Consider the following 23,649-nt stretch of genomic DNA (forward strand, 5'->3'; position numbering starts at 1 on the left):
ACCACGGATATGCGCCCCCTGACACGGATGCACCTCTCGGTTCCTTCGAGACGCGCACCGATGTCCCCGTCAAGTCGCTGGATTCTTCATCGAGAGGCTGGTTCTGACATGACGACGTGGCAGCACATCAACGGGGGCCTGACGGCGATCGCCGCCGGGTCCCGCACCAACGTGTGGGGCGTGAACGCCTCCGGGCAGATCTACAAGTACACCAACCACGACGCCGACCCGTGGAGGGGCATCCCCGGCGCGCTGGCCGACATCGGGGCGGGCGCCGACGGCACCGTGTGGGGCGTCAACGCCGGAGGCGGCATCTACCGCTACACCGGCGACCAGGGCTCCACCCACTGGGTCAACATCACCGGCGCCCTCAAGCGGATCGCGGTCGGGTCCCGCACCAACGTGTGGGGGGTCAACGCCTCCGGGCAGATCTACAAGTACACCAACAACGACGCCGACCCCTGGATAAGGATCCCCGGCGCGCTGGCCGACATCGGCGTGGGCGCCGACGGCACCGTGTGGGGCGTCAACGCCGGAGGCGGCATCTACCGCTACACCGGCGACCAGGGCTCTGACCCCTGGGCCAACATCACCGGCAGCCTCAAACGGATCACGGTCGGGTCCCGCACCAACGTGTGGGGCGTCAACGCCGACGGCGCCATCTTCAAGTACACCAACAACGACGCCGACCCCTGGCGAGGCGTCGAGGGCGCCCTGTCCGACATCGGCGCCGGCGCCGACGGCACCGTGTGGGGCGTCAACGCCGCCGGCGCCATCTACCGCTACGACGGCGACCTGCCGGGCTGACCATGCGCCGGGGTAGGGCACCCATCAGCCCGGCCCCGGCCCATCACCCCTCCATCAAGACCGGAACCCGCGCGGGCGCGAAGAAACCCCTCCACACCCGCGCGGGAGCGCGACGGCGGTCGGGCAGGGAGCAATGCTCCTCACCGGCCGCCCGTCGTGCCGGGTCCCGGGCCCGGCCGTTGTTGGGTTACCTCACGCACGCCGGATCGTCTGACGTTCCCAGGGGCCACGACACCAGCGATCACACGTGCTGGTCATTGGTCCACCGGAGGCGGCGGCACGGCCCTGTCGAGGCGGCCGTGCAGCAGGAGGCGACGTTCACCGGTACCGATGCGCCGGACTTCTTGGACCTGGTACCCGGCCCGCTCGGCTGCGCCGATGATGACGCGTCCTGCACCCCGGCCGTAGTGGGCTGTCAGTGCGAGGTGGGCGCGGGCCATGGGTTCCCCTGGTCGTTTGGTGAGGTGAGAATTCCGAGCAGTTGAGCTGTCAAGCGGCGACCATTTTGCGGAGTGCGATCGTGATTGCCCGGTATGGCCGGGGTGGGTCTGGAGGCGACGGGACAAGGCGGCCGGTTGAACAGGTGTCGGGCACTTGCGGTGTGAGCGCCGTCGGTGGCGGGTCGTTGGTCGCGGCGCGGCGGCGCATGCCCGGCCGTCGCGGGCGGCGGGAGTGCGGTGTCGCTGGTTGGGGGCCCCGGGGCTCGGGGAGTGCGAGCCCGAGGCGGGGAGTCCGGGCGGTCTCCCGGCCCATGTCCGTGATCAGGGCGTCCGGGTCGTGCACCGCCCCTGGTGGGTCAGGCGGCGTCGGTGTGGGTGCGGGGTGTGCCGAGCCTGTTGAGTGCGGCGAGGGGGTTGACGAGATCCACCGACCAGGCGTCCGTGTCCGCACCCGTCGCCGCGTCGATGGCGCGGCCGTTGACGGCGTTGACCAGCGCCGCCCGGCACACTGGGCCGTACTCCCCGCCCGGGGTGCCGTACGAGGTGTGGTGAACGATCCGCCCGATGCTCGGCTGCTGCGCGGTGGCGCCGGAGGATGCGGGGCGTCGCGGGTGAGGGCGTCGACGATCGCGGCGAACAGCAGGTCCTTGCGGCGCTGCGCCTCGGTGAGCCGGTCGTAGGGCACCAGGCACGGGTGCGTCCGGGCGGCCCCGTCCTTCACCGGCCCGTACCGCCAGCCCTCAGCGGTCTTCCGGCTGCACCACGCCTCATGCAACTCGCGGGGTCCGGCGCCGGTGAGCGCCTGGGCGACGCCGGCGACGGCGCTGTCCCGCTGCCGGTCCGCCGCCTCCTCCCATGGTGGGGAAGGTGCCGGGTCGCCGGTGAGGTGCTGCCATGCCCGGTTGGCCTCGTGCGCGACGCGGGCGATGTCCTCGGGGGCGGTCATGTGATCGGCGCCTCCCACGCCTCCCGCCATGTGAGGGCCCGATGACGCCATCGGCCTGCAGGCCCTTCTCGCTCTGAAACGCCCGGCAGACCTGCTCTGACCGCGGTCCGTACGCGCCGTCGGCGGTGAGCCGCCAGCCTCGACTCTTCATCTGCCGCTGCCAGGTCGAACGCGCCGACGCCATCGAGCAGACCCGCCTGACCCGCGCGGAGATGAACCAGCGCATAGCCGACCTGCGCGCCCAGACCGAGGAACGTGCCCGGCGGGCGCTCACCATCGTCGGGCTGCTCATCGCCGCCCTGTCCATCGGCACCAACGTCGTCCTGACGCTGATCGCCACCCCCCCTGTCGCCCGACGAGGCGGGCCACGCCCTCACGCGAGCCCGCAGGTCCTGTCGGTCGGGGGTGAGAGTCTCAACGAAGAGGCCCAAGGGCCCACGTTCCGGCCGGGGGACAACCAGGCAAAGGGAAGACCGGACGCGCGAACGTGAGTGAACCTCCTGCTGAGGCGCGTTATCGACAAACCGTTGGAAGATGGAACGAACACCGCGGTGAGTGCACCTGGCCGCTGGAAGTGGCGGCAGGCGGTGGTCGGACCCGTCGCATCCGCTCGGACGCATCCTCGGCGCCCACCCTGCGATCTCGCGTCGAACGACCGTGTTCGTCATGGCGATCACGATGCTCGTCCCCAGGTCCCGGGACATGCCGGAGACCCCGTCCCCATCCCGTGGGAAGGGATGGGGGCGGGGGGCTCGCGGTGTTCCTATTCGGCCGGGCAGAGACGGTCGGAGTCGGGCAGGGTCCCGTTCACGAGGAAGCCGAGGCCGTGATCGTTGGCGCAGGCATTGTTGGTGAAGTGGAAGACCCCGTGGCCTCCCTGGTCGGCGGTGATCAGTCGGGCCCTCGCGCCGAACTTGCGGCGCAGCTTCAGGGCGTTGTTCAGGGGAGTGGCGGGGTCACGGGCGTTCTGCAGCAGCATGATGTTGACGGGACCCGTGGCCGTCACCTGAGCCGGGAGTTCGACCGGCGGAACGGACCAGTGGGCGCACGGATAGATGTTGGCGGCGGCGGGCCCGAACAGCGGGAAGTCGATCCGATCCTCCTCCACGTCGGCCTGATAGGTCGCGACGTCGCGGGGCCAGGCCGAGTCCCCACAGGTGATCGCGAGTTGGGCCGAGACGTAGTTGTCGGCGGTGGTGGGCGTCGTCGGCGCGGGCACCTGACCGTTCGCCAAGGTCTGCCACAGGCGCGCGAACCCCGGGAAGGCGGAATCGCGGTAGAGCGCGCTGAACATGCGACGTCGGAAGACGATGCCGTTGACATCACCGAGCGGGCTCACGTCCAGGCGCCGGGCGAGGGTGAAGAAGTTCGCCCGGACCTGCTCGGGGGTGCTGCCGATACTGTAGGTGGCGTGGTTGGCCGCGGCGTGGCGAGCGAAGTCGGGGAAGCGGTCCTCCACCCCTTGACCGAAGCTGCGCCAGGCGTCGCGTCCCATGTAGGTGTCGCCGACGATGCTGTCCAGCAGGATCCTGTCGGTGCGTCCGGGGAACATCGACGCGTACGCCGCGCCGAGCGCCGACCCGTACGACACGCCGTAGTACGAGATCCGCGTCTCGCCGAGCGCCGCGCGGATCTGGTCCATGTCCCGGGCGGTGTTCGCCGTGGTGATGTGCGGCAGGAGGGGGGAGACCGCGGAGCCGGCGCACGTGTCGGCCATGGCATCCGCCACACCGGACTGGGTCACCACGTCCTGTGTGGTGAGCGCGTACGGCGCGACGGTGCTGTTGATGTTCTGCAATCCGCACCGCACCGGGGACGACCAGCCGACTCCCCGCGGGTCGAAGCCGATGATGTCGTAGGCCTCGAGCAGTGATCGAGGGGCTGGGCGGTTCTTGATGGTGATCGGTTGACCGAGACCCGAGTTGCCGGGACCGCCCGGGTTGACCAGCAGGACCCCACGACGCTTCGTCGGGTCGGCGCTCGCCAATCGGGAGATCTTGATGGTGACGGTTCCGCCGGCGGGATCGCGATAGTTCAGCGGCAGGGTGAGGTTCGCGCATTGCAGTTCGGTGCTGACCCCCGTGGGGCACGCGCCCCAGGTGAGTGTTGCGGCTTGGACCGGCCGGGCCGGAACGGCGGCGATGACGGACACCACCGATGTCGCCGCGACGGCGACGGCCACGGAGGAATGGACACGTCGTCCCATGCTCTCCCTTCCCTGATTCTCGCTGGTCGGGAGCGTCCTGTTCCACTCCCGATCAGCGCCAAGATCCCCTCACCCCCTGTTCGTTCACCAGACCACTTCCTGCTCGGTTCCTGCTCACCCCGCCACTCGGATCCGGACGTCCACCAGGGCCACACCTACAGCCTGTCGGACCAGCACCCCACCGCCCCTGGTCACCTGCCGGTCGTCCGGGCCCCCTTGGGACAGGAGACCCGCGACCGCCTCGACGATCGTCCGCCCCCACCTAGCCCGCACGGAGCAACCAGGGATGCACACGTTTCGTGGTCGCCTCGGCCGGTGGGGGGCCTTCCTGGAACTCTCCAGGCTCGGGAGATCGCCCTCCGGCAACAACTGCTCAAACCGGCGATCGAGGCCCCAGGCATCCATGCTGCACCGGTCGTCGGGAAATGCTCGCCCGCCCTCACCGTGCCCGGCCCATTTCCGCCAAGTGACAGCGGCTGACGGCCCTGTTGCTGCGCCATGATGGGCGACATGACCTCAGACCCGGACACCATCAAGTTGACCCATCACAGCAGCTCGGCGACCAGACCCATGCTGGATACGCTCTGCCTGGTCTACGCCGACGCCTACGAAGTCGAGCCGACCCAAGAAAAGACGGGCGCCTTCCGGGCCCGGACGGAGCGGGGCCTGGAGCGCGCAGGCTTCGAGTTGGTCATGGCGGCGGTCGGCGAGGAGTTGGTCGGGTTCGCTTTCGGTTATCCGATCCCAGAAGGCAACACGGCGTGGTGGCAGGGCCTGGATCCGGAGCCGCCGGAAGGCTTCACCGTCGAGACCGGGACTCGTACGTTCATCCTGGCCGAGATCGAGATCCGTCGTGCGTGGCAGGGCCGAGGCGTCGGTCGGCGGGTCCATGACGAGCTTCTCGCCGGCCGTCTCGAGGAGCGGGCGACCCTGGCCACGAACCCGGATGCGTCCAGGTCCCATGCGATCTACGAGGCGTGGGGATGGCGGAGGATCGGCCGGATCCCTGGCAAGCCCGGTGACTACTTCGGTGCCTACGAGTTGTTCCTACGTCCTTTGAGCAACGACGCGTCGCGGTAGGTGCGCAACGTCTCGTCCAGTTCGGCGACATCCTTGGTGCTGCCGTGGCGAGTGTTCATCTGGTCTCTCAGCTCAAGGATGCACTGGTCCACACGCCGTGATTTGTGGACGGCCGTCATCCGGACCACGCCGGACAGTATCTGGCACGCCTCCGAAATTTCGCCCTGTTGCATCAGAGCCTCGCTTTGGAAAGCCAAGGTGAAGGCGCGGTTGTGCAGATTGGTCGAGTCGATCAGCGTGAGCGCCTGGGCGTTGGCGGCGAGGGCGTCCTGCGGTCGCCCGCGAAGGAGTGAGCAGCCGCTCTTGGTGGCCCAGTAGAAGGACTCATCGTAGAAGTACCACCAGTTTCCGGCGGGTGCTGCGGTCGGGATGTCGGCCAGGGCAGCGCGTTCGGTGTCCAGTGCTTCGTCGCAGGCGTCCCACTCGCCATCGGCGGCGTAGGCGCGAGCGGCGACGTCGCTTGCGTAGGCCAATGCGCTGGGGCTTTGTGATCTACGTGCCCAGACCTCCGCAGCCACGGCATGGTCGATCCCGACGCGCGGCTTGCCCTGCCAAGTGGCCAGGTGGCTCATCGTGCAGAGGATATATGTCACCAATTCGACGTTCTGAGCATCGTGCGCGGCCGTACGCGCCTCGTCATAGTAATGCTGAGCGGCCTGGTAGTCCCCAATGTTGAACAGCAGCCAGCCGACCAGTTGGGTCAGTTCTGCATAGACTGATTGGGAACGCCTCAGGAGTTCGCCTGATGGTTTGGCCTGCAGAATGCCTTGAAACATGCGGCGCTGGGCCATGACGACTTGCAAGGCCGCGTGGGGGCCGAGTACGTCACCTTGACGGCGGGACGCTTGGACCATTCGCTCCGCGTGGGTGATAGCGGTTTCGTCCAACCGGTCGGGATCGGCCAGCACACCCGCCATGCGCTCGCGTTCACCAGGTGGCAGTCGATCGAAGAGGGGTGCCGCCGCAGCGACTGCGAAGGCGCCGCTGAGCCCGAACAACAACGTCCGTCGATCATGGTCAGGCATGAATCGTTCAGCCCACATCGTCAGTATCTGTGCTAGCTCGTTCATGTCGGTCTGCGCAACGCCTGGCAACCGGGCTGCATGGCTTGAAACGGTGAGCATCGTGCCGAGCGGCAGATCCGGCGACTGCAGCAGCCCAGCGAACGACGCGTCAGCGTCCTCATTCAGCCCTATCCCACCAAGCATCGCGATACGCGGTGATGGAACGGCGGCCCGCAACTGCTGTGCCTGGTCTCGCGCGCGGTGGTCGGCGTAGTCGGTGAGGAGATCGGCCACGCTGCACTGGTAGATCTCGGCCAGCCTACCGAGAACCACGAGTGAGGGCTGGTGGCCGGTTCCGCCGGGCCACTGCTCCCAGTAGGAGATGTTCTTGAGGGTGCGGGGCTCGTCGGGCCAGCGCTGGTTCCAGGCGTCGGCGACGTCCTATTGGCTCATGCCGTGGACCATGCGCATCGCGACTCGGGCGTTGACGCGGTAGCGGTCACGAAAGACGGTGGCGATTTCCGGCCAGGTCTTGCCCTCTGCGCGGAGTCGCGCGCTGAGTGTGGCCTGCTGCCGCCTGGTGCTCGTTGGTCGTTCGCGCATGCCTGCCGGCCTTCCTCAGGGGGAGTTGGCTATGCCGTCTGACCTCCTGCTTTAGCACAGTACCTCCCCTTCCTCGGCGAGGTCAGGGCACCGGCGGACACCTCCGCCGACAATTCCCACTCGGACCGGGAACGTCCGCCGGGAAGGTCACTGTCGGTCAGGGTGGAATGACCCAGGGCACGGCTGGGACGGTGTTGGGCACGCACCACGAACGCGCCGCCGGCCCTCGGGGGGTCGGCGGCACCCGACGCAGGGTCGGCGCTGTGGCGAGCCCCCGGCTCACCCGCTGGGGGGCTCCGAGAGCCCGGCTCCGGCGTCGGCGCTGCTCCATTCATCTTCCTTCATGCGGAAGGCTGCGACCGATGCCAAACCACGTCGATGACGCCAGCGGCTCCGGTCGTGTCGCCACCGACGCCCCTGCTCCCGGCGAGGACGAGGCCACGTCCTCGCCGGATCCGCCACCCGATCCGTTTCTCAAGGACGACTGCCTCGATACGACCAGGCCGAATCGGGCGAGGGTCTGGGACCACTGGTCGGGTGGAAAGGACACCTACCCGGTGGACCGCGACGCCGGCGACGCCTTCCTCGCGGCCTACCCCCAGATCGGCGATATCGCCAGGGTGTCGCGGGCGTTCCGTTGCCGCGTGGTGCGGTTCCTGGCCGCCGAGTGCGGGGTGCGGCAGTTCGTGGACATCGACCCCGGTCTTCCCTTGGGCGATCACACGCAGGAGGTCGCTCAGCGGGTGGAGCCGTCGTGCCGCACCGTGTACGCCGACGGCGACGCTCTGGTGATGGCGCATGCCCGAGCGCTGCTGACCAGCGACCCGGGTGGCGTCTGCGGCTACGTCCACGCCGACATCACCCGGCCCGACCTGATCCTCGCGGGCGCGGCCGAGCCGCTGGACCTGGACCAGCCCGTTGCGGTGCTGCTCATCAACGTTCTGGGCCACGTGCCCGACTTCGGCCAAGCCCTCGCGGCGATTCGGCATCTGACCAAAGCCCTCGCCCCAGGGAGTTTCCTGGCCGTCAGCGACCTGACCGACACCAGCCCCGAGCTCGTGGAGGCCACCGGCCGGCTCAACGAGCAGACGACCACCCCCTACACGCTGCGCAGCCCCGACCAGATCGCCGGCCTGCTCGAGGGCCTGGAACCGGTCGAGCCGGGGATGGTGACCACCTCGCGGTGGCGGCCAGAACCCGGCCCATGGGACCCGCCCGACCCGGTCGACGCCTGGTGCGGGCTCGGGCGTACGCACGGCGGAGCCGCCCACGATTCCTCGGCCATCTGAACGCCCTGCCACCCATCGTTTCAGGGCTTCGAACACCCCTGCCGAGCCCGTCGGACGACCGGCGCCAGGACGCCGCGCCTTGTTGGGAGTTGACCGTGCATATCAGGACGCCCCGTGCAGGCCATCGATCAGACCACGCGAGCGACCACTGCTCGACCGACCTGGTCCGGCGGTTCTCGGCCGGCGCCGAGCCGCCGGCGAGGCAGATGCCCCGTGCCCGTAGAGAGGGGGACCGCGAGTCCTCCCGGTCGAGGCGCTCGCCGCCGACTGCGGCCACGAGCGGCAGGCCGCCAGCAGCAGCGCGGCTGGGTCGACATGGCCGCGACCACAAGACCAGTTCACTGATCTTCGCGGGGGTTGGAGATGTCGCCCGAGCAGAAGGCCGCCCTGGCTGACCGGATGGATCACCTGTGGCGCGACTGGCTGGTGCTGTACGGCCCGGCACGTGATGAGTTCGTGGCGTTCTTCCACGCGGCCCGACCCCAGGAGTACACCGGGCCGATCGTGAGCGCCGCAGCGGACGTTCTCGAGGAACGCATGGCGGCCGTTCAGCGCGCCGCGTGGCGGCACCGGCCGACCCTGTCATCGACGATCACGCCGGGGCCCCGCCCAGCCTTGGGGGCGGATGGTGAGGTGCGGCGGGTGATCGGGCGCACAGACTCCCTGGCCTGCCTTGAACACCCGCGGGCGGACCCAGGGGCACCAGGGCCCTCCGGCCGGTGGGGAGCCGGAGGCACCCGTTCCGGTGCGAACGGGTGGTCGATGAGGTGACGCCCCGCCCGGGTGGCGGCGCCCTCGGCGGTCACGGTTCCTGAGCCGCGAGCGTGAGCGCACAACGCCGTCGCCCCAGTGCCGGCGGTTCCGGCACGTCTCCACGTGAAAGAGGGACTTCTCGCCTCGAAGACGAGGAGTCCGATTCGGCAGAACCCATGCATAGAGGACACGAACGATGACCGACATGCGAGCAATTCGGCTCGACCAGTTCGACGAGAGGTCGGTGCCCGACCTGACCCGCCCGCATTTCGTGGGAATCGGCGGGGTGGGCATGGCGCCGCTGGCGCTGGCGTGCATCCTGCAGGACTCGTGGGTCAGCGGCAGCGACGTGCGGCACTCTCCCACGACCAGGGCGCTGATCGACGGGGGAATTCCGGTCGGCATCGGGCACCGCGCGGGCAACCTGCCGCCGGACGCCACCTGCGTGGTCGTCTCCTCGGCCCTAGAGGACGACAACCCCGAGGTCACCGCCGCCCGGCTGCGGGGGCTCCCGGTCGTGCACCGGGCCCAGGTCCTCCACGCGGCGGCCTCCCGGAACGGGGGGTATGTCGCGGTGACCGGTACGCACGGCAAGTCGACGACCACGGCGATGCTCGCCGCGATGGCCGGCGAACAGGGCTCGTTCGTCATCGGCGCCCAGCCGGTCGGCGCACCCGTGGCTCAGGTCGCCTCCGAGCCGTTCACGGTCGAGGCCGACGAGTCCGACCGCAGCTTCCTGTTCCTGTCCCCGGACGTCGCGGTCATCAACAGCGTCAGCGACGACCACCCCGAGACCTACCCCACCCTCGATGACGCCATCGCCGCGCACGCCGAGTTCGCCCGGCAGACCCGCACGCCGGCGCCGACGACCCCGGCGTGAACACGCTGCTGCAACGGCTGCGGACGCTTCCCGGCGGCCCCCACGTGGTCACTTACGGCACCGGGCACGCCGACGTGCAGATCGTGGACGTGCAGGAGACGGAGTCCTACTCGCGGGCGCTGGTGCGCTTCCCCGAGCTGGGCGAGATGGTGGTGCGAGTGCCGGTCCCCGGCCGCCACATGCTCCTCAACGGCATCGCCGCACTCACGGCGCGCAGCGTCGTGCTGGACCACGACCTCGGTGAGGCCATCGCCGCCCTGCGCGCCTTCCGCGGAGTCCACCGCCGCCTGACCCGCCGCCCGCTCGGGGACGTCACGGTGATCGACAGCTTCGCCCACCACCCCCGCGAAGTGGGAGCCGACCTGAAGGCCGCCCGCCTGTCGACCACGCCGAGCGGGCGGGTACTGGTGTGCTTCGAGCCGACCGGGCACCTGCGCCTGCACGAGTTCATCAGCGACCTCGCCGACGCCCTCGTCGACCACACCGCCCAGGTGATCGTCCTACCGACGCACAGCCACCACGGGCAGCCGGTCGAAGCGAGCGACGGCTCCCACCTCGCCGACGTGATCACCGCGCTGGGCGGATGGGGACGCCACACCGACGACCCCGAGACCGCCGCCCGCCATCTGGCCGACGCAGCCCGGCCGGGCGATGTGCTGGTGACCATGGGGTGCGGCGACGTGAACCGGGTCGGGGACCACCTCACCCGGTTCTTGGACGACCGCATCCCGTCCGCCTGATCACGCGGCGGCACCGCCGCCCCTGTTCGCGGAGGGTCGTTCGTGGCGTTCGTCGGTGAGCGCGCGGACGGGCACCTGTACGCCGCCGACACAGTGAGATTCGGTGCCGCCGCCGTGCTGACCTCTCGCCCCACAGGGGTTGCCGGCGTCCTGGCCGCCGACGCCCGCCCCGGCCTGCTGGTGACCGTGGGCGGCGCGCTCGCCGAGATCACCGCCCAGGCCGACCCCGACCTGGGTCGAGACGACATCCGCAGATGGGGGGGCCATAGCCTGTGGTCGAGTCGACGGGCATCTCCGACCTGCGCAACAGCCGGGTGAGGATAGGGCTCGGGTGCGAAGTCCGCTCCTCGGCGGGCGGAGCGTGCCCGTCACGCTGGGGCGTCGTCGGCCGTGGCCCTGCCTGCGTCGTTTCCCTCAGCGGGCTTCGGGTCGAGGAGGCAGGGGAACCGCTCGTGCAGGTCGAGGGTGGTGGAGCCGCGGTCGGTCCAGTCCGTGGCGATCACATCCAGTTCGACCTGGTGTCGCCGGTCGGGCTGGCGGTGAAGCAGCACCGTCTGGGCCGCCAGCGAGTAGAGCATGTCGTCGGCTTCGGTCAGGTCGGTGATTCGGGGCGGGTGCAGGTGGTCGGCGGGGCCGGGGATGCGGGCCAGCGTCAGCAGAGCCACATTGGTTTGCCGGGTCAAGCGAAGCATGTCCAGGTACATCGCCTCGCGGCGTTCCCTGAGTGCCTCCGACATCTCCGGCCCCCAGTCCTCCTCGAGGAACCCCGCCTCGTGCAAGACGTCCTCATCGCCGTCGAGGAGGTCGGGGCCGTTGGGGCGCATGGCACCGACATGGTCGATGACGACCAGGTCGAAGCGGTCGTGCTGGACATCGCGCCGCAGTTCCTCCTGACCGTAGCCGAGGCCGCGTCGTCGCACGATGATCGGCGCGAGCAGCCTGTGAGCGTCCGCCAAGCGGTGGCTTTGCTCAGCCGTCATGGTGGCGGCCCCCTGCCCGCCCGCACGGACGCGCTCGAGAGGGATCCGTGTGTGCGCGGCGACCATTCGTGCTCGTATCTCCGCCTCTGAGTGCCGCAGCGACAGGATCAGCGCGCTCTCCGTTGACGCAGGCGTGACGGGCGGCGTCGAGACCGATCGTGGTGAGTCCGCAATCGGGTCGCCCGGCGACCAAGGTGATGCCCTCACGTCGCCAACCGCGGAACGGCAACGCGGCCTGCACCGACGGGTACGGGGCGGGCACCGGCCGGTCGGCGCCGAAAGGTTCCGAGCGCGGGCCGGCGCGCTCCTCGTGCGGCTGTCGGGGGGACCCGGTGCGGACGGGCATGGTTGACCTCCCGAGGTGGGGTTCACTTCACGATGGCAGACGAGGCCGACAGAAGAGCGAGCGCGAGAAAGGAAGGCAGCGGCCACGAGCGATGACGCACCGAAGGGTTCTTCACCGGATGGGTGGCCGGGGATACCGTCCTACGCGAGCTCGGCCCAGTCGCCCACTGCGGGTGCGCGGCGGTCCATCGCCGGCCCGCACAGACCCCGCGTTGTCCTCACACGGTCGGGGCGACGTGACCCGCCGGAGCGCGCGGCTGACATGGCGCGGCACGAACGGTCACGTCGCGTCGCGGCACTGGTCGGGGTGGCGGCGGTGCCGGTTCGCGGCTTCTGTGGCCGAGTCACGCCGTTCGGCGGCGGAGAACCGGCCGCAGGAGCAGTGCGCCCATGATGAGCCGTCGTAGATGCGTGAACCGCTCCCGTTGCGGGAGTGGCCGCGTGGCTCGGTGGTGTAGGTCAGGTGGTGGGCCTGCGGAGCCAGATCTAGGAGGATGGCATCGGCGAGCGGCCTGCTCGGCTCCCCAGCCGCCTTCGAGCACCAACCGAACGCCGCTGTCGGCGGAGCAGGCGTGCAGGCCTGCGCGACCGAGTTGGATGTGCGCTCCGGGAACCCGCGTATCGGCGGTGCCGTCGGACCGGGGGAGGGGCGTGCGGGACTTGCGACTGGGGGAGCGGACGGCGACACGCCACGGCTGCGGGTCGACGGCGTCTACGGCGAGGGTGCCGCGTTCGAGGTGAGCTCGGTAGGTGCGCTGACCGGCGGCCAGGGCGGTACGGACCGCGGTCAGAACCTCGGTCTCGACGACGCCTGACAGCGAAGGGCCTCGATGGCCGCGCCGTTGCCCGGTGGTGACGTTGGCGTGAGGGGTGACGTCGTTCACGGTGAGGACTCCAGCGGGTCCGGGGACGGGCGGCTTGTCAGCCTCGGAACCGGGTCAGGGCTCGGTGAGGTCGGCGTCGGCCTCGCCGATCCCCTCCAGGAGCCGGCGGGGGCCCGAGCCGAGCCTGCCGAGTGCGTCGTCCGGGTTCGCCAGCAGGCAGCGGTCGATCGACAGGCAGCCGCAGCCGACGCAGTCGGTGAACCGGTCGCGCAATTGCTCCAACTGGCGGATGCGCGCGTCCAGGCGGGCGCGCCAGCGCATCGACATGCGCTCCCAGTCCTGTCGGGTGGGGTTGCGGGACTCCGGCAGCTCGGCGAGGGCGGTGCCGACCTCGGCCAGCGGGATCCCGACCCGCTGGGCGATGCGGATCAGGGCGACCCGGCGCAGCGTGTCCCGGCGGTAACGGCGCTGATTTCCCTCCGTCCGGCGACTGACGATGAGCCCCTGTCGTTCGTAGAAATGCAGGGCCGACACCGATACGCCGCTGCGCGCGGAAAGCTCCCCGACGCTCAGTTCCGCCGGCACGTTCATGGTCCTCCGCTCTCTCGGGTTCGGGACTTTGACAACGGCTCGAATTCCAGTGTCGAGGATGCCGCCTACGTCGGACCGCCCCCGCTGAACGGGCGAGGCCTTCGATCACGAGGGCACGGGCAGAGGATCCGCCCGCTCGGGCGGAAGTCAGGCGATCGCCGAGTCGGGCGTGGGAATGGCGCCGAGATCCTCGGCCGGCTGCCGTTCGATCCTCATCCGAAACGTGCCCGTGCGCCCGGGTACTCATCGCGGGCCTCGACCTCCACACCCCGAGCCGGCCACTCGAGAGTCGAGGCCACTGATCCTCAACCCTCTGGAGGCTCGGCGAAACCGATGAGGGCGGCGTCGAAGCGGAGGGTCACCCGAGACACGGCACAATGCCTTCTCGGGGCCCAGGTCAGGTCGATGGAGGATGCGCGCGCGTGGTCGCGTCCAGATCCGCCGGGGGAGAGCCGCCACCACCGTCGGGATCGGTGATGCTTCGTTCCGGCGACCAGGTCCCAAGGAGCCGCCGACCGGAGCATCCCGCCCCGCCTCCGGAGGTTTGACCGGGCCCGCCGCGTCGCCGTCGTGAGCCGACGGCGCCGTCAACTCGGCTTCCCGCCGTGTTAGTGGCCAGTTTAAGGTCCCCACTGGCGGCCAGTTAGCGGAGAGCTATCTGGCCACCATCGTCACGCTGTGTTGAGACGTGCAGTCCTTCACGGCCGGTTGCTCGGGGCTGTGCCGTCCGGGGAGGGTGGGAGCCACCGTCGGACCATGTGCCATGGTGGTGGTCCGCCCACCAGTGATTCGAGCGGCTTGCTCTTGCGGTCCAGGGACCGCCTCGCCGCGTTGACGAACGTCAGGTACGACTGCGACATCAGCGCATGAACTCTTTCGTACTGCGCGTGATCCGGCGGACCTGCTCCGAGGATGATCATCTTCTGGATGGCCTCGTTCATCGGTTCGACCGCGGCGCTCACCTCGCGTGGCGCGACGAGGCTCACCGTCACGAGGGCGGCATTGTAGGCCTCCCAGTCCGCAGTGTCGGCCCGGCTCACGTTGTAGGCCTCGCGCAACTCGATCTCCAACCGGACGAACTCTTTCAGGAACTGTGCGAAGGCCTCCGCCTTGGCGTCCCGTATCCACTTCCTGTCCTCACTCCGCCGTCCCAAGAACCCGCCGACGACGATCCCGAGGATCGTGGCCACCGCGCCGACACCGGTCGTCGCCAGAGCGGCCCACGCACCGGTCATCTTCCACACCCTCCAGCGCCGCATTCCGCCGAACCGGAAGCGGGCCAAGTCAATGCCGGCCACGGCCGAGATCAACTCTGTCCCACAAGTACGTTCGGTCTCAAGAGCCAAACCAACCGTGAACACACAGAGTGATGACCTAACTGGCCGTCCGTGGGGAATCTGAAGTGGCCGCTGTCACCGCCGCCGTCGGCGAGATCGAAGCAGGCGGGCCCGACCTTCGTCCTGGACGACGTTCGGCCCGGCTCGACGAGCAGGGCCTTGGGGGTGCATGGGGCACCGAGCCGACCCGTTGGACATCTCAGTGGCTTGGCGTCAAGAGGAAGTCACCTCGATGTGATGCGGCCGGGGACCGCCTCGGGGGTCGCCCAGGTCCGCTGGACACCTGCTGGCGGGGGAGTTGCGGGTGCTGCCCGATGGCGGTTTGTAGCCGGTTCTCCACGATTGCCAGCGGCCGTCTGGAAGGGTTGTGATGTGGTCTTGAAAGTGTTGTGTGGTGGTCGTTGTTTGTGCTGGTGGGTGGCCGGGCGGGCGCTGGTCGACGGCCAGGGGGTGCTGGTGGACGGTCACGGGGTGCTGGTAGACGGTCAGCGAAAGTGCAAGGCGTGCCATCAGCTCAGCAGGTGAAGGCGGGCGGCGATGTTCTTGAGGAACCAGGCCGAGAACTCGTCGGAGGAGTCGAGGTCCGTGCGGGCCATGGATGACCAGCGGTCGCTGCGGAGGATCGTGAGATAGCGGTCCAGTAGTCGGGCCTGGTGGGCCGGCGGCAGGTTGGGGAGATCGGGATCCCCTTTGAGGAGACGGTCGGCGATGTAGGCCGCCGTGATGTAGCGGTTCCGGTTCGGTTGCTGGTGGGCCAGATGGGCGACGTGGGCCTCCAGGACGCGGCGGATGGCGTGGTAGCCGTTCCAGGTCATGCCCATGCCGCTGTTGGCGGCCATCACCTGCAAGAGGCGGCCGGTGTGGTCGATCAGTTCGTCGTCGGGGCTGGATGCGGTGATCGCTTCGTGGACGTCGGCGGCTCGGGCGACGGCACCGACGTAGTAGCCGTTGAGGAAGTCGCCATCGAGGGCCTGGCGCAGCAGCCAGGGCCGAGCCTGACGGCCGCCGACCTGGCAGAGGGCTTCGACGACGTAGACGCGGCCCCAGCCGGCGGTTCGGTTTGCGAGCCACAGGAGTGCCTCGCCGCCTCCGCGACGGCGTTTCAACGCATCCGCCGCAAGGGGTCCGAAGGTGTCCGACAGCAATCCGATGTGCTGGATCAGTTCGAGGTCCTGCTCGTCGCAGTCGGCGGCGAGCAGGGCGAGGCCGATGATGGTCGAGCATTGGTCGGGGCTGTGGCGGACCAGCCAGCGGCCTGTCTCCTGGGCGCGTTCACGGCCGGCGCGCAGAGCCGCGGCGGTGATGTGGTCGTTGCGGTGAATGGGGACGTCCACGTCGTGGAAGGCCGAGGTCAGCTCCTGCGGTGTGGCGTCGGGCCGGGCGAAGAACGCATCCAGGATGGCGGCCGCCGCGACTCCTTGCCGTCGTCGGTCGCGGGACCCTTTGACCCGTCGGTGATGCATGTGGTCGTCCGGGTAGGGCTTGCCGTCGTTCGGAAGAGGCGTCTCGGGGTTCAGCCGGTGGAGCCGTACGCAGTGGTCGTACAAGCTCATCTGGTTTCCGAGGGGCCCGGGCTCGGTCGTCTTGCTCACAGGCGGACGCAGGACTCGATTCTCTCGATCATGGGCACAGCATATGCCCGGCCGCTACGGGAGATGATGTCGCCGCTGTGGCCGGGGCTCATGGCGGTCAGATGGTGAGCGGGGTGACACCGCCGCCGTTCTTGGCCTCGGTGAGCCGGAACGGCTCACCTTCGGCGATGATCAAGTGCGCAGGCCGTCCAGGTTCGCGGTGCTTCGGCTGCCGACTGCGGCGAAGAGGTCGTGGAGCGGTTGGAAGGCGACGTGACCGTTTCCTGCTCGGATCTTGAGCCGGGCGAGATTGATGATCGGTTGGAGGGCGAGTTTGGCCGTCTGCGCCGGGAAGGGCCCGGCATCGCGGAACAGGTTGAACTGCCGCCGGCATAGGTCGCGGGCGAGGTTGGGGTTGCCGACGTCGCTGGCGAGGAGCGCGGCGAGGTTGAAGGCTTCGGCGGCGCGGGTGATCGCGTCGGGTCCGCCCTGTTGGGCTTGTGCGGTTCGGGTTTCTATCTGTTCGATGCGGGTGGGCAGGGGTCGTGAGATGACCTGGGGTCGTGCGACCAGGGGGAAGCGGCGCGCGGCCAGGTCGTTGAGGCGCTGCCGGTCAGGGTGGGTGTCCATGTGCGGGTGGACCGCAAAGGCGTCCCGCACATCGGGGACGCCGGCCGACCGTCCACAACGCCCAGCCCTTCCACACAGGCGTGCGGATCTTGATCAACGTCGAATGGGACAGCCCCTGGCCATCCGGGCCACCTTGATCTCGCGGACCTTGCCGGGGGCCGGACCGGTGATCCACTAGACGGCGGACTCTGAGGCCCCAGAGGGGTGCCTAGACCCCGGTGATCTACGGTCCAGAGGGGGTCCGGACGGCACCCGGCATCACCCTCTGGGCGCGCTGAACTGCCGGTCAGGTCGTGTGATCGCCGGGGGCGACGGCCCTCTAGGCAGGTCAGGGGGCCGACGGTTGACGCGTGGCCACCGGTTTCATGAACGCGCCCTCGAAAGCGGAGCTCGGGTGCGATCGTCAGGCCGTGGCATCGGGCCGGCGGATGTGGAGGCGAGGTCCCGGCTCGGTCCAGCCGCGGCGGATGCCGTTCAGCACGTCCAGCAGCTCCTGCATCCGGGGCGAGCCGTCCAGGGAAGAGTGCAGAACGGGCAGGGACGCGTCGGTGAACACGGTGCCGTTGACCACGAGCTCGCCGTCCCGGGTGATCGCGTGGGCGATGGCCGCGCCGGTGGCGTCGTCGACGATGACCTTGGTGTCCACGTCGTGGGCGGCCAGCGCCCGGATCGACGCCGCTAGGCGCGCGGCGTCGGGGAACCGGCGCGTGACCTCGGCGTGGGTGATGTCGTCGCGTGGTCCGCGTGCCCGGCGGTTGCGTGATCCCTCGCCCATGGCCGTCCACCGTGCCGGCTCGGCCGTGGCGCGGGTGGCGACCCGCCGCGCCCGGTGAGCATCCTTTACGGCGACGGCCCGGAGCAAGGGATTCCCGGGCCGTCGCCGCGCGGGCCTGCGCATCCCTGCCACGGGGAACATCGGCCCTCACGTCGCCGTGGTGGCCGTTGCCCGATCAGTGTGATCGCCGACCCGGCCGCCGGGCAAGAGGCACGGCGGGGAAGGAAAGCACCACTGGCTGCGCGACGACGACGAACGCGACCGCCGGGCCCATGGCCCGGTTTCGCCACGGGGCGGGGGTATGGCACGTAGCGCGCCGGCCATGACCGACCACACCGACGGCCCGGGGGTCAGCGCCGCGCCGGCCGCCGCGCTGGCCGCCCTGGACTCCCACACCGGCACCGGGCCCCCCGGCGGGCACGCCGCCGAGGCCGCCCGCCTCGGAGGGGAGGACGCCTACCGGCTCCGATGGAACCGGGCGGCGAGGAACCCGACCCCCACAAGCTGATGACCTTCCTGCGCCGGCAGACGCCGCGGGCCGCCGAGCCGCTCCGGCGGGCCGCCGGTGACCCCAGCACCGGGCCGGTCGTGCTGGCCGCCATGCAGACCGCCCAGGCGCTGCAGCAGATGCTCGGCGCCATGGCCGCCCGGGCGGGCCATGATGGCCGCCCGGACCCCGCCGGCCCTCCGGGAACACCGCGCCGAACTCGGCGCCGCCCGCGAGGCACTCGTCGACGCGATCACCAACCTCGACGAGCGGGAGAGCCTGCTGGCGCCGTCGGCGACCTGTTCAACCAGAACTGACCGAGGGGCGTCACGCGGCGGTCCCAGGTGATGGGGTGATGTCCGCGTTCGAGGCCGTGCTAGTGGCCGTGGTCGTTAGAGGACGTAGCCGAGGACGGTGTTGTGGAAGGTGCACCCGGTCGGGACGAGGTACACGCGGGCGGCGGTTCCGGCGGCGGTCTGCATGGCCGAGGGCGTGCCGGGTGAGGGATGCCGGTGATGACGGCGGCCATCTGATGGGGGCCCGAGGTAGGTGCAGCGGACGGTCAGGCGGCCTTCGGCGACCCTGCGGCCGCGGGCGTCGTGAGGGCGCCCTCCTTCAAGGGCTCGGGTACCTGGCCGAGGACCGGCCCCCGATTGAAGGGGGTCGATCGGTAGCGGACCGGGGGCCGGGCCCCGGCAGGCATCGGGGAAGGGCATGGTCTGCTCGCGACCACCCCAACTTTAGCCGCACGTTACCGTCCAATTGCATGAAGTGACGACGGTGGAGGCGTACGGTGTGGATATGGGCCGGGCATCTGCCGGTGCGGGAACTGCAGGGAGCCGCTGCGGGTCACCGCTCGCGCGAACGCCCACTGCTGCGACCGCGCCTGCCGGGCCGCCTCCCGCCGCCGACGCCGCCGCTTCTGGGAGGCCGTCGACATCGGCATCGCGTTCCTGCAGGGCCGCGAATGCGAACTCGTGGCCACCTGCCGGTGTGCCGCAGGCGCTTCCCCTCGGCCACGGTCATGGCCGCGACGCCCTCTACGACCGACCAGCGTGTCGGCAGGCCGCTTACCGAGCCCGCGTGCCCAGCGGGTCCGCCAAGCCGTCACCAACGGCGCGGGCGTGACGGATCCCCGATGCCCCCTGCGCCGCTGACCGGCTAAAACCGCCAGGGCGAGATGGTGCAGGACACCCCGGCCGTCACGGTCGTTCGCGGGAGTGGGCGGTGTCGCCCCGGTGGTCGGCCGCGATGAACCCGTCGGGGGAGTGCCGGGCCCACTCGTCGGGCCGGCCCTTGTAGAGCGCCGCCGCCTTGATGCGCAGTGGTCCCGGGCGTGAGGTCCATGCCGCCCGCGTCGGCGGTGATGTCCCCGCGCGCCACCCGCCGCCGTACGTCGGCGATGGCCTCGGCCCATGCCACCTCCCAGGTGACGAACGTGGCGTGGTGCTCGGACACCTCCGAGGCCGGCAGCAGCACCCCGTACCCGTCGCCGGCGGCCCGAGCGCGGTCAGCGCGCACGACCTCGGTCCTCGGGACGCGCGCTGGGAAGCGAGAGCGTCGCAGTCGTGGGGTTGAGTGCCCCTCCGACTGGCCTGGGCGATTCGCATCGGCTGTCCTCTCATCAGGGCGTCGCACCGCCCGCACAGCGGGTAGGGGCTCTCAACGTAGGTCCCGGGCGCGACAACCACCGGACGCCCTGGGCGGGTCGAGGTCACGTCTCGCGGGGCAGGAATGAAGACGTGGTGATGAAGGCGAGGGCGTCCTCCGCGCCGGAGATGACTCCGTCGTTGGATGGGGCGCCGGTTCCGCAGCCCTGCGGGACGGAACCGGCGCCCCGGTCCGGGAACACCCGGCGGGTCAGAGGGTCTTGGCGAGGTGGGCGAGGATGTCGCGGGTCTCGCCGGTCGGGGGACTGCCATCCACCGCTTGGCCGAACGCGGCCAGGTGGGGACCGACGTCCACGGGGAAGTGCGCGCCGACGCTGTGCTGCACATACACGACGTGGGGGAGCGCGCACGGCATCGTCAGCACGGTGGTGCGCGTGTCGGGCGGGATGTGACCGGCGTAGGCCAGCGGATGGACTTGGACGGTGACGTCAGGCCGGTCGCAGGCCCCCGCCAGGTGTTCGAGCTGGGCGCGCATCACCTCAGCGCCGCCGACCGGGCGCCGCAGCGCCGCCTCGTCGATCACGGCGCGTACCTCGGTGCCGTTGTCGCGGACGGCGTGCTGGCGGGCCCGCAGCAGCTCGACCCGTCGGTCCAGGTCCGCGCCCGGGGCGACGACGGCCAGCAGCGCGCGGGCGTACGCGGGGGTCTGGAGCAGCTCGGGGACCGTGGACGCCTCGTAGACGCCCACAGTGGAGGCGAGCTGCTCGACCTCCAGGTAGCCGGCGTAATCGTCGTCGACCAGGGCGCCGAAGCGCCGCCACCAGTGCGTCAGCCGGTTCTGGGCCGCCAGGTCGACCAGCATCCCCCGCTCGGCGACCTCGCGCACGTCGTACAGGGCGGCGAGCCGCTCGACCAGGGGCACGAGCCCGGAACGGCCCTTCCCGCCCTCCACGTTCGCGAGCCAGTCGGCGGGGACGTCGACGTCGTCGGCGGCGTCGACGATCGACATACCGGCCGCGGTCCGCAGCTCGGTCAGCCGCCGGCCCAAGAGCATGAGACGGCTCATGGCTTCACTCCGATCCCGCACCACACCGGCACGATGAGGCCACAGTCGCCGTAGGAGCCGGGCCGCCATTCGGTGGGATGAACCAGACCCGGGTCCACCAGGTCCAAGCCGTCGAAGTAACCGGCGATCTGCTCACGGGACCGCAGCAGGTAGGGCAGCGCTCCGGCCTCGGCGTACACCCTGCCCGCCTGCTTCACCTCCTCGGTGGAGTCGTCGAACTCGTACAGGGCCAGGGCACTCCTCGAGGGAAGCGCGCCGACCAGGGCCTGCACGATACGGCGGGCCGCGGCGTACGCCTCGCGGGCGGCGTCCGGGTCGGTGAAGGCGGCGAGCGGATCATGGGGGGTGACGCCGATGTGCCCGAGGATGCCCATGAGCAGCAGCGCGATCGGCCGGTCGAAATCCAGCACGGCGCGGGCCTGGGTGAGGAGGTCGCCGGTATCGCGCAAGTCGGCGTCCAGGTAGTGGACCTGGCCGGGCGGGTTGCCGGTGAGGAGGGCTTGGGCGTGCAGGAGCACGACGGGGTCGTTGTCGGCGTAGACGATGTGGGCGTCCGGGGCGGCCCGCTGGGCGATCTCGTGGGTGTTGGCGGCGGTGGGCAGGCCGGTGCCCACGTCGAGGAACTGGCGGATGCCCGCCTCCTCGGCCAGGTAGCTCACGGCCTTCCTCAGGAACGCCCGCGACTGGAGTGCGGCGGCCTTCATCTGCGGAAACACCTTCAGGACGGCGTCACCGGCGGCGCGGTCGGAGTCGTAGTGGTCCTTGCCGCCGAGCCAGTAGTTCCAGACCCGCGCCGAGTGCGGCACCGTCATGTCGATGCTCAACCCCGGCTCGGGGGACCCATCGGCCGGTTGGTGCGCGTGCTGGGACATGGGGACCTCTCCGTTGAGGATCACAGGGCGGGGGTGTGGGCGTAGGTGACCAGGGCGGGGTTGAGGCGGGCGCGCCGGTCGGCGGCCGCGACATGCGGCTCGGGGTCCAGGCGGGTGAGCCGGGTGGGGCCGTCGACCGGCCCGGACAGCAGCTCCCACGTCGCCAGCGTCGTGTGGAGGAGGTCGACCTCCCTGGTGTCGACGGGCGCGTCCGGTTCCACCTGGGGGTGCTCGATGGGCTCGTCGGTGCAGGGGGTGATCTGCTGCTGGGTGTCGTACAGCAACCTCCCCAGCGTCGTGAGCAGACCCAGCGCGGTCTCGTTGCGGAACTCTTCACCCTCGGCACGGGCCTGTTGCCGGTAGCGCGCATTCGCCGCGTGCTGGTCCGACCACCACACGATCCAGGTGCCGCCGCCGTCCAGAGGTCCCCAGTGGCAGGCCACGACCGGCCCGGGCGGCTCAGCCGCGCCCACTCCGGCGGGCGCCTGCCACACCACGAACCCGTGCCGGGCCGGGGGCGTGATCCCTGCCGTGGAGAGCACGTTCGGGCGCTCGGCCATCTCCACCGCCTCCTGGTGCGTGGAGTCGAAGAGCAGCCGCCCGCCCGACACCGCCCGCTCGGTCGTGCGGGGGCACACCACGAACAGCTCGGCCATGTTGACCCGGCGGGCCTCCTGGCGGGCGTGGACGCGGTACCGCCTGGGCTCGGGCAGCCGCGCCACGTCGGCCGGCATCAAGATGTGCCACCGTTTCCCGCCGTGCTCATGCGTCCACGCCGTCGGCGCGTAGCGGCGCAGGAACTCGTACGCGCCCCGGCGGCATAGGGCGGCCTGCTCCAGCTCGTCGAGGTGGATCGGTGAAGACGCCGGGTTCGGCGTCGTGTCCATGGGGGATTCCTTCCTCATCGGGGGTTCGGTGGATCAACGGGCCCAGTCGCCGTTCGAGCGGCGCAGCAGCGGCGGCGGCCCGTGCAGTTGCCGACGGGCCCCCGTCACCCGCCGTACGGCCAGCCGGCGTTCGCTCTCGCCGACCACGGGCGAGGTGATCCAGGGCCCGTAAACGGCGATCACCGCGTACAGGTAGACGGCTTGGAGCTGCTGCTCGGCGTGGGGGTGCGGGGGGCTCATCGGTCTCAGCGGCGGGTGGGGGAGCGGGTCGCGGCACAGCGCTCCCTTGGTGCCGCGACCCCTCCCCTCCTGCCACCCACGTCCCGGCCCGGCCCCGTTGCCCGGGCGTTCGCAGGCGGCGGGAGAGCGCGGTCCCGGCCGGTCGGCGGTTTGGCCGGGCACCGCGCGGTCTCAGGTCACATCCGGGTCGGGATCTGTCGGAGGGCCTTCTTCACCTCGACAACGGCGTTCATGAGCTGGTCGGCTTCGCAGATCCAGATGAGGCCGCCCCTCCAGCAGAACCACCACTGGTCGTCGTCGCTGGGCCGCCGCCGCACGCCGACCTCGACCGACCGCTCCGTCTCCCGATCGGTCACGATCAAGAGCGACGCATCCACCGAGACGTCGAACCCGTGGCCCCGCAGGTGGTCCCCCAGCCGTTCTAGGGCCGCAGGCGGGGCCACGGCGTCGGCTTGGGGGAGGCACGCGGCGGCTCCGTCGGCGGGGTCGGGTTCGATGACCGCCACCGGTGTCCGGGATTCGCTAGGTTCGTGCATGGCCACGGTCCCTTCGTGGTCAGGGTCCCGGAACACCCTGGCGTTCGCACACGCCAGGCCGGGACCGTTTGCATTTCGGCGTGACGGTCAGTCAAACCCCGTCGCGCGTCGGAAAGGGAGCGGCATGATGGGGTGCATCGAAAATGCATC

General features: G+C 70.3%; 25 protein-coding genes and 1 pseudogene. 9 read left to right on the forward strand and 17 right to left on the reverse strand.

Annotated elements, in window-relative coordinates; genetic code table 11:
* Positions 1-108 precede the first annotated feature (108 nt).
* Positions 109-807: a tectonin domain-containing protein gene (locus tag DFJ69_RS30115; RefSeq protein ID WP_116025716.1), complete on the forward strand. Its 699-nt coding sequence runs from the start codon at positions 109-111 to the stop codon at positions 805-807.
* A gap of 796 nt (positions 808-1,603) precedes the next feature.
* Here the strand turns inward: DFJ69_RS30115 and DFJ69_RS35855 are convergent.
* The 3 genes and pseudogenes from DFJ69_RS35855 to DFJ69_RS35860 form a co-directional block, all read right to left on the reverse strand.
* Positions 1,604-1,756 (reverse strand): hypothetical protein, encoded by a 153-nt coding sequence (locus DFJ69_RS35855; RefSeq protein ID WP_170177484.1) that lies wholly within the window; start codon positions 1,754-1,756, stop codon positions 1,604-1,606.
* Between the two features lie 146 nt (positions 1,757-1,902).
* Positions 1,903-2,022 (reverse strand): annotated as a pseudogene (locus tag DFJ69_RS36565) (RyR domain-containing protein); the annotation flags it as partial.
* Positions 2,015-2,419: a peptidoglycan-binding domain-containing protein gene (locus tag DFJ69_RS35860; RefSeq protein ID WP_342769890.1), complete on the reverse strand. Its 405-nt coding sequence runs from the start codon at positions 2,417-2,419 to the stop codon at positions 2,015-2,017. The pseudogene DFJ69_RS36565 and the gene DFJ69_RS35860, both read right to left, overlap by 8 nt.
* On the opposite strand from DFJ69_RS35860, the gene DFJ69_RS35865 reads away from it, so the two are divergent.
* Entirely contained in the window at positions 2,319-2,684 is a 366-nt protein-coding gene (locus DFJ69_RS35865; RefSeq protein WP_245974819.1) for a hypothetical protein, read from the forward strand. The genes DFJ69_RS35860 and DFJ69_RS35865 overlap by 101 nt on opposite strands.
* A gap of 272 nt (positions 2,685-2,956) precedes the next feature.
* Here the strand turns inward: DFJ69_RS35865 and DFJ69_RS30135 are convergent, their stop codons facing one another.
* Positions 2,957-4,399 carry an alpha/beta hydrolase gene (locus DFJ69_RS30135; protein ID WP_116025718.1) on the reverse strand — a complete coding sequence of 481 codons (1,443 nt, stop codon included), beginning with the start codon at positions 4,397-4,399 and terminating at the stop codon, positions 2,957-2,959.
* Between the two features lie 510 nt (positions 4,400-4,909).
* Between DFJ69_RS30135 and DFJ69_RS30145 the strand changes: the two genes are divergently transcribed.
* Positions 4,910-5,479 carry a GNAT family N-acetyltransferase gene (locus tag DFJ69_RS30145; RefSeq protein ID WP_116027013.1) on the forward strand — a complete coding sequence of 190 codons (570 nt, stop codon included), beginning with the start codon at positions 4,910-4,912 and terminating at the stop codon, positions 5,477-5,479.
* On the opposite strand, the gene DFJ69_RS30150 is transcribed toward DFJ69_RS30145, so the two are convergent.
* On the reverse strand, positions 5,434-6,777 hold the full coding sequence (locus tag DFJ69_RS30150) for an NsdA family TPR-like regulatory protein (protein ID WP_147312489.1): 1,344 nt from the start codon (positions 6,775-6,777) through the stop codon (positions 5,434-5,436). The genes DFJ69_RS30145 and DFJ69_RS30150 overlap by 46 nt on opposite strands.
* A gap of 671 nt (positions 6,778-7,448) precedes the next feature.
* On the opposite strand from DFJ69_RS30150, the gene DFJ69_RS30155 reads away from it, so the two are divergent.
* The 3 genes from DFJ69_RS30155 (at position 7,449) to DFJ69_RS30170 (ending at position 10,748) form a co-directional block, all read left to right on the forward strand.
* Positions 7,449-8,375: an SAM-dependent methyltransferase gene (locus tag DFJ69_RS30155; RefSeq protein WP_116025721.1), complete on the forward strand. Its 927-nt coding sequence runs from the start codon at positions 7,449-7,451 to the stop codon at positions 8,373-8,375.
* Positions 8,376-9,324: 949 nt separating this feature from the next.
* Complete coding sequence (locus DFJ69_RS30165) at positions 9,325-10,008, forward strand: Mur ligase domain-containing protein (RefSeq protein ID WP_116025723.1); 684 nt, start codon at positions 9,325-9,327, stop codon at positions 10,006-10,008.
* Positions 10,005-10,748: a glutamate ligase domain-containing protein gene (locus tag DFJ69_RS30170; protein WP_116025724.1), complete on the forward strand. Its 744-nt coding sequence runs from the start codon at positions 10,005-10,007 to the stop codon at positions 10,746-10,748. The genes DFJ69_RS30165 and DFJ69_RS30170 overlap by 4 nt, the downstream gene beginning before the upstream one ends.
* Here DFJ69_RS30170 and DFJ69_RS33955 read toward each other — a convergent pair whose 3' ends face one another.
* Positions 10,749-11,015 carry a hypothetical protein gene (locus tag DFJ69_RS33955; RefSeq protein ID WP_147312490.1) on the reverse strand — a complete coding sequence of 89 codons (267 nt, stop codon included), beginning with the start codon at positions 11,013-11,015 and terminating at the stop codon, positions 10,749-10,751.
* 101 nt (positions 11,016-11,116) lie between these two features.
* On the reverse strand, positions 11,117-11,794 hold the full coding sequence (locus DFJ69_RS30180) for a hypothetical protein (RefSeq protein WP_116025726.1): 678 nt from the start codon (positions 11,792-11,794) through the stop codon (positions 11,117-11,119).
* Between the two features lie 773 nt (positions 11,795-12,567).
* Here DFJ69_RS30180 and DFJ69_RS30185 point away from each other — a divergent pair.
* On the forward strand, positions 12,568-12,888 hold the full coding sequence (locus tag DFJ69_RS30185) for a hypothetical protein (RefSeq protein WP_147312492.1): 321 nt from the start codon (positions 12,568-12,570) through the stop codon (positions 12,886-12,888).
* A gap of 123 nt (positions 12,889-13,011) precedes the next feature.
* On the opposite strand, the gene soxR is transcribed toward DFJ69_RS30185, so the two are convergent.
* The 5 genes from soxR to DFJ69_RS30210 form a co-directional block, all read right to left on the reverse strand.
* A complete protein-coding gene (gene soxR / locus DFJ69_RS30190) occupies positions 13,012-13,488 on the reverse strand; it encodes a redox-sensitive transcriptional activator SoxR (protein ID WP_116025728.1) in 477 nt (158 codons plus the stop codon).
* A gap of 698 nt (positions 13,489-14,186) precedes the next feature.
* Positions 14,187-14,786: a hypothetical protein gene (locus tag DFJ69_RS30195; RefSeq protein WP_147312493.1), complete on the reverse strand. Its 600-nt coding sequence runs from the start codon at positions 14,784-14,786 to the stop codon at positions 14,187-14,189.
* 548 nt (positions 14,787-15,334) lie between these two features.
* Positions 15,335-16,378, reverse strand: a complete 1,044-nt coding sequence (locus DFJ69_RS30200) for a hypothetical protein (protein WP_116027014.1) — start codon at positions 16,376-16,378, stop codon at positions 15,335-15,337.
* Positions 16,379-16,588: 210 nt separating this feature from the next.
* Positions 16,589-17,026 (reverse strand): hypothetical protein, encoded by a 438-nt coding sequence (locus tag DFJ69_RS30205; protein ID WP_116025730.1) that lies wholly within the window; start codon positions 17,024-17,026, stop codon positions 16,589-16,591.
* Positions 17,027-17,429: 403 nt separating this feature from the next.
* The gene (locus DFJ69_RS30210; RefSeq protein WP_116025731.1) at positions 17,430-17,801 is read right to left on the reverse strand and encodes a hypothetical protein; all 372 of its coding nucleotides are present in this window, start codon (positions 17,799-17,801) and stop codon (positions 17,430-17,432) included.
* Positions 17,802-18,123: 322 nt separating this feature from the next.
* Between DFJ69_RS30210 and DFJ69_RS30215 the strand changes: the two genes are divergently transcribed.
* Together DFJ69_RS30215 and DFJ69_RS36570 are read left to right on the forward strand one after the other, a co-directional pair.
* The gene (locus DFJ69_RS30215; protein ID WP_116025732.1) at positions 18,124-18,309 is read left to right on the forward strand and encodes a hypothetical protein; all 186 of its coding nucleotides are present in this window, start codon (positions 18,124-18,126) and stop codon (positions 18,307-18,309) included.
* Positions 18,309-18,605 carry a DUF6245 family protein gene (locus DFJ69_RS36570; protein ID WP_425453401.1) on the forward strand — a complete coding sequence of 99 codons (297 nt, stop codon included), beginning with the start codon at positions 18,309-18,311 and terminating at the stop codon, positions 18,603-18,605. The genes DFJ69_RS30215 and DFJ69_RS36570 overlap by 1 nt, the downstream gene beginning before the upstream one ends.
* A gap of 1,543 nt (positions 18,606-20,148) precedes the next feature.
* Here the strand turns inward: DFJ69_RS36570 and DFJ69_RS30220 are convergent.
* From DFJ69_RS30220 to DFJ69_RS30240, 5 genes are all read right to left on the reverse strand, one after another.
* Positions 20,149-20,964: a helix-turn-helix domain-containing protein gene (locus DFJ69_RS30220; protein WP_170177852.1), complete on the reverse strand. Its 816-nt coding sequence runs from the start codon at positions 20,962-20,964 to the stop codon at positions 20,149-20,151.
* Positions 20,961-21,836, reverse strand: a complete 876-nt coding sequence (locus tag DFJ69_RS30225; RefSeq protein WP_116027015.1) for an SAM-dependent methyltransferase — start codon at positions 21,834-21,836, stop codon at positions 20,961-20,963. Before DFJ69_RS30225 ends, DFJ69_RS30220 begins: the two co-directional genes overlap by 4 nt.
* 20 nt (positions 21,837-21,856) lie before the next feature.
* On the reverse strand, positions 21,857-22,723 hold the full coding sequence (locus DFJ69_RS30230; protein WP_116025734.1) for a hypothetical protein: 867 nt from the start codon (positions 22,721-22,723) through the stop codon (positions 21,857-21,859).
* Between the two features lie 33 nt (positions 22,724-22,756).
* Positions 22,757-22,963 carry a hypothetical protein gene (locus DFJ69_RS30235; RefSeq protein ID WP_116025735.1) on the reverse strand — a complete coding sequence of 69 codons (207 nt, stop codon included), beginning with the start codon at positions 22,961-22,963 and terminating at the stop codon, positions 22,757-22,759.
* Positions 22,964-23,139: 176 nt separating this feature from the next.
* Complete coding sequence (locus DFJ69_RS30240; protein WP_147312494.1) at positions 23,140-23,499, reverse strand: hypothetical protein; 360 nt, start codon at positions 23,497-23,499, stop codon at positions 23,140-23,142.
* Between the last annotated feature and the right edge of the window lie 150 nt (positions 23,500-23,649).

The sequence above is a fragment of the Thermomonospora umbrina genome (assembly GCF_003386555.1).
GTDB lineage: Bacteria > Actinomycetota > Actinomycetes > Streptosporangiales > Streptosporangiaceae > Thermomonospora > Thermomonospora umbrina.